General features: G+C 48.8%; 13 protein-coding genes and 2 pseudogenes. 12 read left to right on the top strand and 3 right to left on the bottom strand.

Going from position 1 to position 12,278, the window contains the following annotated elements; genetic code table 11:
- A complete protein-coding gene (locus E2566_RS11380; RefSeq protein ID WP_107169603.1) occupies positions 1-1,458 on the bottom strand; it encodes a pectate lyase in 1,458 nt (485 codons plus the stop codon).
- A gap of 176 nt (positions 1,459-1,634) precedes the next feature.
- Here E2566_RS11380 and E2566_RS11375 point away from each other — a divergent pair, with 176 nt between their 5' ends.
- Together E2566_RS11375 and E2566_RS11370 are read left to right on the top strand one after the other, a co-directional pair.
- A complete protein-coding gene (locus tag E2566_RS11375) occupies positions 1,635-6,530 on the top strand; it encodes an AvrE-family type 3 secretion system effector (protein ID WP_107169602.1) in 4,896 nt (1,631 codons plus the stop codon).
- Positions 6,531-6,550: 20 nt separating this feature from the next.
- Positions 6,551-6,973: a type III secretion system chaperone gene (locus tag E2566_RS11370; protein ID WP_107169601.1), complete on the top strand. Its 423-nt coding sequence runs from the start codon at positions 6,551-6,553 to the stop codon at positions 6,971-6,973.
- On the opposite strand, the gene E2566_RS11365 is transcribed toward E2566_RS11370, so the two are convergent.
- A complete protein-coding gene (locus tag E2566_RS11365) occupies positions 6,970-7,641 on the bottom strand; it encodes a GntR family transcriptional regulator (RefSeq protein ID WP_107169600.1) in 672 nt (223 codons plus the stop codon). The genes E2566_RS11370 and E2566_RS11365 overlap by 4 nt on opposite strands.
- 116 nt (positions 7,642-7,757) lie before the next feature.
- On the opposite strand from E2566_RS11365, the pseudogene E2566_RS11360 reads away from it, so the two are divergent.
- A pseudogene (locus E2566_RS11360) lies at positions 7,758-8,252 on the top strand (hypothetical protein); the annotation flags it as partial.
- Between the two features lie 57 nt (positions 8,253-8,309).
- Positions 8,310-8,657, top strand: a complete 348-nt coding sequence (locus E2566_RS11355; RefSeq protein ID WP_107169598.1) for a hypothetical protein — start codon at positions 8,310-8,312, stop codon at positions 8,655-8,657.
- A 97-nt stretch (positions 8,658-8,754) separates the two neighbouring features.
- On the opposite strand, the gene E2566_RS22045 is transcribed toward E2566_RS11355, so the two are convergent.
- Positions 8,755-8,865 carry a SymE family type I addiction module toxin gene (locus E2566_RS22045; RefSeq protein WP_107169597.1) on the bottom strand — a complete coding sequence of 37 codons (111 nt, stop codon included), beginning with the start codon at positions 8,863-8,865 and terminating at the stop codon, positions 8,755-8,757.
- 48 nt (positions 8,866-8,913) lie between these two features.
- Here E2566_RS22045 and E2566_RS21860 point away from each other — a divergent pair, with 48 nt between their 5' ends.
- From E2566_RS21860 to E2566_RS11315, 8 genes and pseudogenes are all read left to right on the top strand, one after another.
- The gene (locus E2566_RS21860) at positions 8,914-9,021 is read left to right on the top strand and encodes a polymorphic toxin type 33 domain-containing protein (RefSeq protein WP_338090071.1); all 108 of its coding nucleotides are present in this window, start codon (positions 8,914-8,916) and stop codon (positions 9,019-9,021) included.
- 9 nt (positions 9,022-9,030) lie between these two features.
- Positions 9,031-9,435 (top strand): DUF4279 domain-containing protein, encoded by a 405-nt coding sequence (locus tag E2566_RS11340; RefSeq protein ID WP_107169596.1) that lies wholly within the window; start codon positions 9,031-9,033, stop codon positions 9,433-9,435.
- Between the two features lie 131 nt (positions 9,436-9,566).
- Positions 9,567-9,674 (top strand): annotated as a pseudogene (locus tag E2566_RS22040) (hemolysin); the annotation flags it as partial.
- 179 nt (positions 9,675-9,853) lie between these two features.
- Complete coding sequence (locus tag E2566_RS11335; RefSeq protein WP_107169595.1) at positions 9,854-10,243, top strand: contact-dependent growth inhibition system immunity protein; 390 nt, start codon at positions 9,854-9,856, stop codon at positions 10,241-10,243.
- 82 nt (positions 10,244-10,325) lie between these two features.
- A complete protein-coding gene (locus E2566_RS11330; protein ID WP_107169594.1) occupies positions 10,326-10,688 on the top strand; it encodes a hypothetical protein in 363 nt (120 codons plus the stop codon).
- Between the two features lie 192 nt (positions 10,689-10,880).
- Positions 10,881-11,138, top strand: a complete 258-nt coding sequence (locus E2566_RS11325) for a hypothetical protein (RefSeq protein WP_133169864.1) — start codon at positions 10,881-10,883, stop codon at positions 11,136-11,138.
- A 106-nt stretch (positions 11,139-11,244) separates the two neighbouring features.
- A complete protein-coding gene (locus E2566_RS11320; RefSeq protein WP_107169592.1) occupies positions 11,245-11,628 on the top strand; it encodes a DUF6896 domain-containing protein in 384 nt (127 codons plus the stop codon).
- Positions 11,629-11,662: 34 nt separating this feature from the next.
- The gene (locus E2566_RS11315; RefSeq protein WP_240618638.1) at positions 11,663-12,232 is read left to right on the top strand and encodes a hypothetical protein; all 570 of its coding nucleotides are present in this window, start codon (positions 11,663-11,665) and stop codon (positions 12,230-12,232) included.
- Positions 12,233-12,278: the final 46 nt, after the last annotated feature.

Here is a 12,278-nt window from a genome sequence, read left to right as displayed (position 1 = left end):
TTAATTCACCTGTAAGTTGGCGGAGTCAGGTACTTTGTAGTGATTATTGACGTTCGTCAGGTTGATATTGCTACCTTTGACGTTCAACCCTTCACTGTCGCTCTTCACAAACGAGAATTTGCCGTTTTCAGCGTCAATGTTACTCAGATTCAGATTCCAGTTACCCTGTTGTCCGCCGTTAGTGCGCACGAACGTACCGAAATCCTTCGCTTTGAAATTATCGATGGTCAGGTTGGCATCCGCGTTCAACTGGAAAATTTTATCGGCAGCGCCCTGAGCACTGCTGTTGGTGATTTCCACATTGGCAGGCTTGCCGTTGTTTGATTTCACCGTCAGCGCATCTTCACCGACGTTGGTCCAGTGCACGTTATCAATTTTGGCATCACCACGGACGTGTACACCGTCCGCCGCATTATCACCCAACACCACGTTTTTCAGCGTTGCACCTTGAGCCAACTCAAACAGCGGTTTTTGGCCTTCAGCCTGGCCGCCGTCACCTAACTTGCTACCTGCGGTAAAGGTTTTGCCACCGCCGTCAAAAACCTCACCAGGGCCGACTTTGATGGTGTCATTTACCACCGTGGCATCACCGCTGGCGGTTGGGAAAGATACCGGGCCAGCACCGGCTGTTGACGCTGTGGGTGAGGCGACCGAGCCGCCATCAACGCCAGTTGGTGCAGCCGTTAATGGGGCGGGCGCTGCACCGCCGTTACCGCCGACTGATGAAGATGGTGCAGCCGGTGAACCACCGCCAGACAATGCGGCAGGTGAACCACCGCCGCCACCAGATGATGCCTGCGGTGCGCCCGTTGACGGCGATCCGCCACCTTGTGATTGTCCGCTACCCTGTGGTTGACCAAATTGACCTTTCTGTGAATCCATCAAATTACCGATCAATTCCAGCAGTGCTTTTAACAGCTCGTTGCCGCTCAGTTGGCCACCGCCGTCTTCCGTGGGATTGATCGCATTATCTAATGCGCTGCCCGCTGAATCCTGTAATAGGGAGCGGCTCAGATCTTCTGGGTTTTGTGCGCCGCCGGCACCGCCAGTACCGGACGAACCTGCGAGCGGCGAGGCACCGTTGTTACCGCCAGTTGCTCCCGGTGTACCGGAAGAAAGCGGATTCCCCGCTTCTTGACCATTTTTGCCAGGGATCAGCGCTTCCAGCAATTTCATCAGCATATCGGTAGGGCTACCGTTTTGCCCTAATGCCGAACTACCGCCATTACCGGCACCAGATGGATTCATCGGGCTGCCATGGGTTGATGATGGCGTATTGCCTTGGGTATTGGGCAAGAGAGCGCTAAGTAACGTCCCCAACGCCTCCATCAATTGGCTATTTTGCTGCGTGGAACGTGGTGATATTCCCCCATTACTGCCTGAAAGCGGGGAATTCAGACCTGTCGATGACAGACCTGCACCGGGTTGTATGCTGAGCGTAATCGTCATATCAGCCATAACATCTCCTTGAAAGTGAATAGTGATGGGTTATTAACAGGCTTACGTCTGTTGCGTATTAAGTGAGGGGCGGTGTGATGTGGTTCCCGATTGGGGGGAGAGAAAGATGACGGGAACCGAAAGGGGAATACGACCACTTAACTGGCACGTTCACTTCATCACTCTTGGAACTTGTTATGCAGAAAATCCAGCATGTTCAGCCCAGTCTGTCCATTTCGGGAATTGCACCTGCCGCGCTAGCTAAAACATCGTTATCGCAGGGCAGTAGCACCAGTGCGAGCCAGAAGGGGGCGCAATCCCTGATTCAGCAAGGTTTGCATGATAAAAACAAACCGCCTGAATTGGAGCAGGGAAGCCGCAGTCAGGTGAAGAATCAGGGGGCGCGCTCAACGACGTTGCGCGAGCTATTTTCATCGGAAGGCATGAGTCAGAACGCACCGCGCACGCAGCGTGATTCGCTGGCGTCGGGCGGGCCTATCCAGAGCCTGCCGCGTTTTGCTTCTACCGCAGATGCCGATAGCAAAATAAACGGCAGCGGCAGCCAGACGCTCGCGGCTAAATCCGATATCACGCTGGACAGCCACGGTAAGCTTCAGTTTGGCAAAGGTTTACCGGAAGCGTTGACGACGCTGTTGCAACAGACCATAGGGAAAAACAGCCAACCGTTCGTTGCCCATCATGAAAATCAAGATGCGCGATCAGGCGAACAACAGCATGCGTTAGCCGACAAATCAGGGCGGCTATTCGTTATTCAAAGCGATGAAAATCAGCATATTGCACTCCACAGCAGCGGCCGCAGCGCGATGCCAGCGGGCAAGCTGAGCGCGAGTAACGTACAGCTGGACTCCACGCCGGAACGTATTTCTCTGAAAGCAACCTCGGGCGAATCTACGAGTGTGCCGCTATCTGGGCGGATGAACCACGAGCTATTGACGGGCATCCACCGGCAGCCCGACTCGGCTTCAGGCGCGGGTGAGCCATTGCGCCTGCATGACGGCAAGCTGTTTTCGTTAAATACCGAATTTGGCGTCTGGCAGCAAAACAGCGACGTTCCCCATAGCCAATTATCGCGGCAGGGGGATGGCCAACTGTATGCGGTCAACGATGATCACATATTGAGTAACTTGTCGTCGGGGATAGCGTCATCAGCGTTCAGCGATAAAATCACGGCGTTCTCCGCTAACCAGAACGGGCAATCGGCCGTGCTGACCGAGCAGGATCATCTGACACAATTACACCTGATGAGTGCGCTGGATGCCGCGCCGCAGCCGGTGGATCTTAAACTGGAAAATGGTGAACCGGTGTATGCGAAAGCGGTGGGATTAACCGCTGAACATCTGCTGGTTGCCGATAATGATGGCAAGCTTTATCACGCACCGTTGCCTGAGGCGGGAGAACCGCACGCCACCTTAACGCCAGTCAGCACATCTGGACTCAATGCGGCGTTGGGGACTGACCACCTGATTACCGGATTTGCCCACGATGAACATGGGCAGATGCAGGCACTCGCCACCGATCGTCAGGGACAAAAACATGTCGCGCCTCTGGGGCAACATGGGCTGTCACCAATGCCGGGGTGGAACCTGAGCGACAGTCTGGTGGTGGATAATAAACTGGGTCTGACCACAGAGGCACCCGCCGCAAAAGACACCGTAGATCTGGGTCGACTGGGGCAAATCGGGCTACAGGACGGCAAAGTCCATTTTTACAACGGCAATACTAAAAACTGGGAAGCATCCAGCGTTGAAGCCAGCCAATTAAAGCGCGGGCTGGACAATCAGGCTTACACGCTAAAAGACGGCGAAATCACACCACTGTCCATCAATCAGAAATCAGCGTCGTTTACGCACGGTGACAACACTGTTTTTGCCTTGTCGCAGGTACGTATGACGCCGTCTGCGGGCACCGCGCTCCCTGGGATCGCCAAGGACGACGGCGTATCGGCGATGGCCGTGGTCAACCGCAATAAATTTATTGTCGTCGATAAACAGGGCGATCTGCATTTTCACCAGATCAAGCCGGGAACGGATCAGTCCGCCGCGCCGCCGCTGGCGCTGCCTAAAAATGGGTTGTCCGGTGAGATACAGGACATCACGCTGGATCACCAGCAGACGTTATTCGCGCTGAACAAAGCGGGGCAGCTCTTTCAGCTACCGAAAGACGACTGGCAGAATGCTGCGAACCATGATGAAGCACAATGGCAGCCGGTCAAGACGCCAGCAGAGGGCAAAGTCAATTCGCTGGGTACGGATGCGCAGCATCATTTGCAGGTTGCGCATGACGATCATGAACTCCACACCCAACACGGGAGCGCATGGAAAACGACGGTGCCGAAGGGGGAAGCGCCATTACCCTCGGAAGCGCGTGCCGCAGAAACGGTGTTTGGCCGACTGGATATGGCGACAAAAGGGACGAAAATACCGCTAACCGGCGTGTCGGTTAAAGCCGATGTTCAGGTTTTCGGTAAAACGGGTGAAGAGTCACAGCAGGTGAAAAGCAAACTGTCCGATTTGCTCAGAGCCCATGTTGTCTCGTTCTCCATGGAAGTACCACGACCGCTAAAAACCTTTGCCGACCATGTGCAGCACCACATCAGCGGCCGAGAAGGTCTGAAACCCGTTTACGACATGCAGACCGAATTACTGAAAAAGCTGGATGCCACGACGAGCCAGCCGCAGGGCGCGGCGCTGGATCTGGCGACTAAGCTCGACAATCTGGATCTGGGGGAACAAGGGAAGCCGTTGGTAAGCCTGTTAAAACAGTTCCAAACCGAACTGGAAAACAGCTCGGCCAAAGCAGCTCTGCTTATTGGCAGGCAGCAGGGCATGGTGAGCGATAACGGTGTGATGAACACCGAAGGTAAGCCTGCCAGCGTGCACGGCAGAGAAAAAGATCTGGCTCCGGTGCTGCTGGCAGCGATGGAGAGCCACCCATCATCGAAAACGAGTACCGCCGGTACGCTGATAAAAGCCTTTGTAGACAGTAAAACGCCGATAGCGCAAAAGCCAAATAGCGAGTCGTTTGGGCAACAGCGAGATACCAGCGACGCCCTGTCGTTGGCAAAAACGCGGCTGGTGCTGGATACCCTGGTGCTGGGCGATTTGCACAAGCTGGCCGACCGCGCTGGGGCGTTATCAGGCACCTCGCCGAATGAGGCGGCGTTGGCCTCGATGATGAAGGCGCTTAATGCGCTACGGCAGGGGGATTATGGCGACAATCCGGTGAAGAAAATGACGGATATGGGGTTCACCAATCACAAATCGCTGGAGGCGGATTACGATTCGGTTAAAACCTTTATGAAGGCGTTCAGGAAAGAGGAGAATGCCGTCAGCGTAACCTCGAAAACCGTGATGCAGGCGGCCAGCCAGACGGACATGATCGATAAAATGAAGGCGACCGTTTTGTCGTTGGACAGTAACGAAAGCATCGCCTTTAACCGGACCTATGGCGGCGGCGCATCCATGTCGTTTGTGGTCAGCGGCACGCCCCTTCCTTTCCCTCCGGTGCCAGGTGGCGGTGTCAGCGGCGAAAGGAATTACAACCTGAGTTTTTCCCGTGGCGAAAGCGGCATTAATGTCGCCTTCGAGCGTTCGGGCGGGATTACCGGGAAAGTGAGCTATTCCGGTGGATATGACGTCAGCGAGTATCTGACAGGAAAAACCTCGGCGCAGATGACGCAAAACATTAACAGCAAACACAGCTTTGCACCGGATGTCCGTGCGTCATTCGGCGTATCCGCCAGCCTGCAAATGGCGCAGCAAAACGCCCTGAATTTTACCCTCAGTGAAGAAGAACTGCCCGGTTTTATTGACGGTCTGTCGAGCGGCACGATCAATCCGCTTGCTCTGCTGGATAAAGGCGAGCAGCACAGCGTGAAGGCAGGAAAAACGGTTAGCTTCAATCTGGATAGCAATGCGGCACTGGAACTGCGCGGTGGGATAAACCTGACAGAAAAAGGCGCGGCCCCCACTAGCGCTACATTACGTGGCTCTGTCGGGCTGACGGCGAGTGCCAATGTGTTGTCTGGCACCAGCTCGTCCAGCGTCGCGCAAGGAGAGAAATCCACCACCTACACCGAATCCGACAACCGCTTGCGCTTCATGAATCAGGCGGCGATGGGGGCTAACGCAACGATCAGTGCCGGAGCAGCCAGAACCACGCCGGATGGCTCCGTCCCGTTCTTCACCTCAGCCAGCGTCGGGGTGAACGTAGCGGCGGACTCGCGCACTAACCAATCGATTAGTCTGGGTATGAAGAAAGCCGAACCGTTGGAGAAAAAGGATATGGATGCGTTGACCAAGACGCTGAACGCCGCATTCAACGATCCCGCCAGCCAGTTGTTGATCGACAGTGTGAAAAAAATCGCGGAGCCGGACGATCAGCTGGCCATATTGAATGAACACTTCGCCGATAAAACAGCCAAAAACGACGATCAGCATCAGGGGCTACTGAGTTTGCAAAAATTGAACGTGCGGCAGGATGTCGCCCAGCGTGATGGCGCAACGCTGGATAGCGTTAAGCACACCACGTCCTACACCAATCTCAGCAAACTGACGGAGAACGGACTGTTTCAGGTGATCGGTAACCATTTGTTCTCTTCGCTCCCTCCCAGTAATGCCGACCGTATTAATCAACTGATTGCGGACAACCCGGCATTGAAGGATATCGTGAATCGCTTGCAGGACAACGATCGTGCTTCGGTAACGGTCACATTGGAGCTGAAAGACGATGTGCGGGAAAAGATAGAAAAGGGCATCCAGAACAAGACGCACGGTAAGGATGATGTCATTGCGCTGTTTAAGGACGGCAATAATTTACGCCTCGCCAGTATCGATGTCTCGCAGACGGTGAAGAAGAGTGAAGGGTTCAATACTCCCGCGGTCATTATCAACGCCTCAAGCAGTGCGGGCGTCAGCATGAATAAACTGCTGGGCAGTGTGAGCTTCAGCTATGGGCAAAATCAAACCGTACCGCAAAGCTACAAACTGAGCGGCGAGATTGCAAAAGCTAATCCCGCTACCGCTAATGCCCTGCAGCAGTTACAGCAAGAAGGGCTGCAACTGAAAAGCTAATCGTGATGAAGGAGAACAACATGACACCAACACAGCAGCATATTACCCGCTTATTACGTCATTATGGTGCACTCAGCCGGACTCAACTGGGTTTGCAGGACGGTATCTGCGCACTGCGTGAACCCGACGGGCAGGAGGCGGTGGTTTTGGAGGTGCCCGCCAGCAGCAGTGTATTGTTATTGCACAGTGGCGTGATGCAGCTTCAGAAGGACGTGGGTACATCGGTGTACCAACTTATGCTGATGCTCAATTTTGAGATGGCGGCGATGAAGGGATGCTGGCTGGCGCTGGATGAAAATTCGACGCTGCGTTTGTGCACTCAGCACACCGCCGCGTCGCTGGACGAGCCGAGCTTTACCGCGCTGCTACCCGCGTTTATCAGCCAGGTAAAAGAAACCCGGCTGCTGATTCGCGGACTATTACCACGGCTCATGGCGGCTTAAGGTTGCTGATCTACAGCAATAAAGGCCAGCATCGTTTCGCTGCCGTCCAGAATGTCGGATTGGATGGCCTGTCGGGCGGCGCTGGCATCGCGCTGCTGTAGCGCAGTAAAAACGTCCTCGTGATGTTCGATCGCCATCTGCACAGAAAAATGCGCATAGGCTTGCGCAATCAGCGGGCCGGTGCGCATCCATAAACTGCCAATAAACTGCGTCAACAACGGCATTCGTGCTGCCTGTGCCAGAAACAGATGAAATTCGCTATTCAACCGTAATGCTTCGCGTAAGTTTTTCTCTTCAATCGCCAGACGATTCTGGCGAATATTCTCTTCAATCTGCTTGAGCATCTTCGGGGTAATGTGCGTGGCGGCTAGCTCGGCTCCCGTACCTTCCAGTGCCAACCGTAGCGTGCGGATCTCTTTAAATTGATCGTCGGTCAATTGGGGAACGCGGATATCGCGTGGTGTTTTGAGCACCAATGCCTGCTCTTTCGCTAATTGTAGGATCGCATCTCGCACCGGGGTTACGCTGGTGCCAACCTGAGCGGCAAGCTCACGTATTCTTAGGCGATCGTCCGGTTTGAGCTGACCGGTAATTAACGCCTCGCGCAGCATGGTGTAAACGCTGGAACCCAGATAGCTGTGATTGATCTGTCCGATTGGATAATTCACTGTTCCCCCAGAAAGAAGTGCTGCGTAATGAGATGAGATAGCGATATGGGTTGATACCGCAACTGTCCGCGGTGATGAGGCGCTAATATACAATATGATGCATCAACGAGGCTATGGTAACCAACAGCGGTTATATCAGCCTCAGTAAAGACAAGATGCACAGCAATTATGATAGTGTGCAACAGCAGACGGGGTTCTTTGCCGGTAAAGACGGATTTGGTATAAAAACGGGTGAGCACACTCAGCTTGACACCGCCGTGATTGGTTCCACCGCCAGCGCCGAGAAAAACCGGTTGGAAACGGGGCGCTCGGCTGGGGCGGGCTTAACAATAAAGCCGAATTCAAGGTGGAGCACTGCGGCGGTGAGTGAGGGTGGCCTGCCGTTGCGTGATACGGCGAAGCAGATGCAGGATATCACCACGCTGAGCCGTGATGTTGGGCAGGCGAACAATGCGCTCAGCCCGATCTTTAACAAAGAGAAAGAGCAGAAACGTCTGAAACAGGCGCAACTGATCGGTGAAATCGGCGCGCAGGTGATGGATATCGTGCGTACCATAGTTCCTTTAGACTTTAGAAATCTTGCTCCAGCAAATCAGCAGAGAATCTTAGAATATTTGAATACTTTGCCAGCAAGTAAAAAAAATCAGATTGTTATTATGAGGTAATTCATGGCAGGAGGATTGTGTTTTAAAGGCGAAACAGTGTCTTTGGGCTCATCTGCGATAGATATTATTGCGGATTATCTACGGCCATATATTAGTGATGTCAGTATGGAGGTAATGGAGACGGTTTATGAAGTATTCGATTATTTTCAGTTTCTTGACTTTACAAAATTATCCTCAAGAGAATATATGTGTTGCTATGAACAGATAGAAAAAGCAATAGAAATCGATCTTAAGGCCAATCCTGTGATAAATAATCGGCCACAAGACTGGATTTTTAAGGCTTGGTATGAAGAAATCAAACCCAAAATGCAGGCCTCATCTTTGTACGATTCTAACATGTTGGATAAGTAATTCGGACGTTATAAATAGTTCTGTATGCAGGTTTCTCGATTGGCTATGTTGAAGTAAAAAATCCCGGCCTTAGCGCCGGGATTTTTACATGTGCCTGTCAGAAGCGCAGCTTCGTCTCAATAACCAGTCGCCCGTGTTCAACGGTGACGATAACGGGCTGTCCGATGTTGAAGCCGTAAGTTGCTGATGATAACTTCCTGAAAAACAATGGGGTTGACGCTCACCGGATCAAAAAGGATGTTCTCGGTGCTCAGAAATAAAGTTTTATGACATTCATATTGATAAAGGTAATGGGCAATTGTGGATTTTTAGAAAGGGCGGGAAAGGCGAAGGTATCCCGACTGGCGAATTTATTAATCAGTAAGGCAGTTATATGGATAAGACAACAGTAAAAGCAGAGTTTTCCATTTGTGGCGATGTCTTTGAACCCAATGAGATAACTGCATTGTTACAGATAGAGCCTATGGAAGTTCATCGAAAAGGTATTATCAGTGGGACGAGGAAAAAGCCCAGTACGGAGACTAGTTGGTCAATATGTACAGAGAAAGAAGCGTCATGTGACATCAATGAACAAACGAAAAAATTACTATTTTTATTGATAGATAAAATTGATGCTTTAGATAAAATAAAAGGAAAATATAATACGACATTCATTCTTTCACTTTTAATCGAAATAGAAAATGGTGAAAAACCAGCAATTTACTGGACAGCAGAAACGAATCAATTTTTAGGGAGAATCGGAGCAGAAAGTTCAGTTGATTTATACATCTATAGCTAATTAATATCCTGGTTCCTGAAACAAGCCGGGATTTTTTGTCAGTCACTCAGCCACAATGCGTATCACCAGTTGCCCTGAAGGTTGCGGCTGTAATCGTGCGTTATGTCATTGCGGTCGGCGGCTGACATAATGATGTTGAGCAGGCGAACAATGCACTCAGCCCGATCTTTAACAAAGAGAAAGAGCAGAAACGTCTGAAACAGGCGCAACTGATCGGTGAAATCGGCGGGGCGCTAGGTGTCTCCAGCGGTGAACTGGCCGTGCGCACCATTATGGCCGAACAATACCCCGGCATAATTAGGTGGCAATAATTTCAGGGGCAGATCATAGTTTGGTCTTACCCTGTAAATGATAATATCACCCAGAGGTATCTTAACTTTCTTCAGAAAATGTAAATTAACAATAAGGTGCACGAAATATGACAACATTTAGAGAGTTATTATTGATTAGTAATAGCAATTATGAGCCAAATAAACGTTCATCTTTAGATGAATGGTTTAGTGGTATTCTGGATATTTCTCTTGATGAGTTAGATGTTAGTGATGTTGCTCGAGCAATAAGGCAAGATCTTTTTTTAGCCGCTGTGCTACCAAAAGCCGAAATTATTTTAAAGAAGAACCCTCTGGCTGGAGATGATTATGATGGACAATTAATATCGTCTATAGCGTCGTTAAATAGTGAAAAGATAAAAGTTGCATTACCTTGTTTTCGGAGAGTGAGTTCTTTATTAAATCAATTGGATAAAAATAGCCTTGATGCTCAATTGGTTATGGATATAGAAAAAATAGAGAAACTATCCAGACCTTAAATAAGGTAATCTCGGCTCCAACAAGATTAGATAAAATTATTGTTATTGATCAGCCCGGAAGCCAATAAAATAAGGTGCGTGAATGTCAATTGACATAATATGTTACTCATCAATAAATATTGATGCGCTGAAAGAACGATTAGATATGGTGAAGAGGAATACTGGCCATCTCTTTGATGGTTCATACCTTATGTTTGAACCGCATGTCATTTTAAGCCGCCAACAACTTGAACGGATTGATGATCGTATCGAAAAGTACAACCAAGAATCTAAATTATTAACTGCTGAGTCGTTTGGCTTAAAAGAGCCAAAGTCCTATTTTTTAGTTGCGGTCAATGACAAATCTTTCCCCGAGTTGAATACTTCTGAAATAGCCGATGTATTCAGGCGAGAGTTAGGGGAAAACAATGTTGTTGTACTTCTAAATGGCGAGGATTTAATCTAATATTTTATGATAAATTCTGACTATTAACAGGTCTGGCTTGTTTTATCAGTTATTCTGTCACAATCCAGATCAACCGTGGACCCTGAAGGATCAGGTGCTGTCCTTTGAATTTAGTGTTACTGTGTGACAGATTTTCATACAACTCAAATTCTCCGTTGAGTGAATTGAATAAACATAATGGTGGTAAATAAAATGAATGATATGGATAAATACTACACAATGAAACCATTTTCATACCCGAAAAAAGCCCCATTGACAGATGACGAGTTCTCAACCGATGATTGGTGGGTGGTAAGGAAAATAAATGAAGAACAGTATATTTTTTCCTGTTTTTCCGGCGGTAATGGTACTGAAGAACAAAAAGTGGAAATTACAGAGGATGAGTATAACCAGTTGGTTAGTTTTAATTTAACCGCAAGTGATATTTGTGTGAAATATAAAATTGGCTAGTGGGGTGCTGTAAAAAATTTGTTTCAGTTACGTGATGCTCTGAATTAGAATTGCGTGAACCAGAGTAGCTGACGTTTACAAGAAGTTGCGAAAATGGGGGGGTAATATGATAACTGAAAATGAAATTTTACATTTCATCTCGCTTCAAGATAAATTAATGAAGGCTTTCTTTATTGCGTATCCAGACATAAAAGATTTTGAGTTGTTGTTGGATTTCCCTAAGACAGGATGTGTTTTGGTTAATGGTGACAAATGGCGTTTTGTTAAGCATGGGAAAGGCATTAAATTTTTAATAGAAGACGCTCACTCGGTAAGGACAGTCGATGTTAATAGTGATATAAAAAATCCTAAGTTAATTGATATGTGGCGTTTGCCTCAATACTTTCCATTGTGTAATGATTACGAAATAAAAGAGTTATTAGATGAAATGGTTACGTCTGGAATTTTAAAAAAGAAATTAGGAAATAAATATGAGTTACAATCTCACTAAAAATAAATTTTATTATTTCAGCAGAGTAGAGTAAATGCATATGATCCCAGTTGGATATCTATCTAAAAGGGTAGAAATAAAGCCAAGCTGGCTAAAAACAGAACAAGTAAAAGAAATTTATTCGGTAAGTTGTTGTATCTCTGATTCCTTTTGTGAGTATATCCAGTTCTGGCGCCATAATGGCTACTGGCTGTTTGATTCGCCGGCGTTGATTTATTCCCTGGCAAAAGAAGAAGGGATTGATATGAGCGGTACAACGATGTTTTATTACGAGGCATACGAGTATCAGTATGATGAAAAGATATCTGGATGGAAAATGTTCGAGCCAGAAGTGTCTTTTGATACTGACGTGAAGATACCGCAGAAAAAGGTGTTGCAGGGTTTTGATATTGTTTCTTTGTGCAATGAACGATGGCCAGAGTGTTCTTATTTATCCTGTAATCATATGGCGCAGGCGTTGGATGTTAATGAACATTGCTTGTTGGCCTCTTTTGATGAGGCAAAAGAACATCTGGAAAGTGGCATTTTTCACGGCTGTGAGCCGGGGCCTTGCAGAATTTTTGCTGTGTATTTGGTGCCCGATCTCGCGCGTACCATCGTTTGATGTAGAATATATTGTGAAAAACCAGACGGATTAAGGATGAAAGCGA

Source organism: Pectobacterium punjabense (genome assembly GCF_012427845.1).
Lineage (GTDB): Bacteria > Pseudomonadota > Gammaproteobacteria > Enterobacterales > Enterobacteriaceae > Pectobacterium > Pectobacterium punjabense.
The sequence above is the reverse complement of the archived record's forward strand: the minus strand, read 5'-3'. Positions and strand labels throughout refer to the sequence as shown.

Coding starts and splice junctions, on each gene's coding strand:
- E2566_RS11325 (WP_133169864.1), top strand. CDS start 10,881: ATGAATGATATGGATAAATACTACACAATGAAACCATTTTCATACCCG.
- E2566_RS11370 (WP_107169601.1), top strand. CDS start 6,551: ATGACACCAACACAGCAGCATATTACCCGCTTATTACGTCATTATGGT.
- E2566_RS11320 (WP_107169592.1), top strand. CDS start 11,245: ATGATAACTGAAAATGAAATTTTACATTTCATCTCGCTTCAAGATAAA.
- E2566_RS11355 (WP_107169598.1), top strand. CDS start 8,310: ATGGCAGGAGGATTGTGTTTTAAAGGCGAAACAGTGTCTTTGGGCTCA.
- E2566_RS11330 (WP_107169594.1), top strand. CDS start 10,326: ATGTCAATTGACATAATATGTTACTCATCAATAAATATTGATGCGCTG.
- E2566_RS11335 (WP_107169595.1), top strand. CDS start 9,854: ATGACAACATTTAGAGAGTTATTATTGATTAGTAATAGCAATTATGAG.
- E2566_RS11375 (WP_107169602.1), top strand. CDS start 1,635: ATGCAGAAAATCCAGCATGTTCAGCCCAGTCTGTCCATTTCGGGAATT.
- E2566_RS11380 (WP_107169603.1), bottom strand. CDS start 1,458: ATGGCTGATATGACGATTACGCTCAGCATACAACCCGGTGCAGGTCTG.
- E2566_RS11315 (WP_240618638.1), top strand. CDS start 11,663: ATGCATATGATCCCAGTTGGATATCTATCTAAAAGGGTAGAAATAAAG.
- E2566_RS11340 (WP_107169596.1), top strand. CDS start 9,031: ATGGATAAGACAACAGTAAAAGCAGAGTTTTCCATTTGTGGCGATGTC.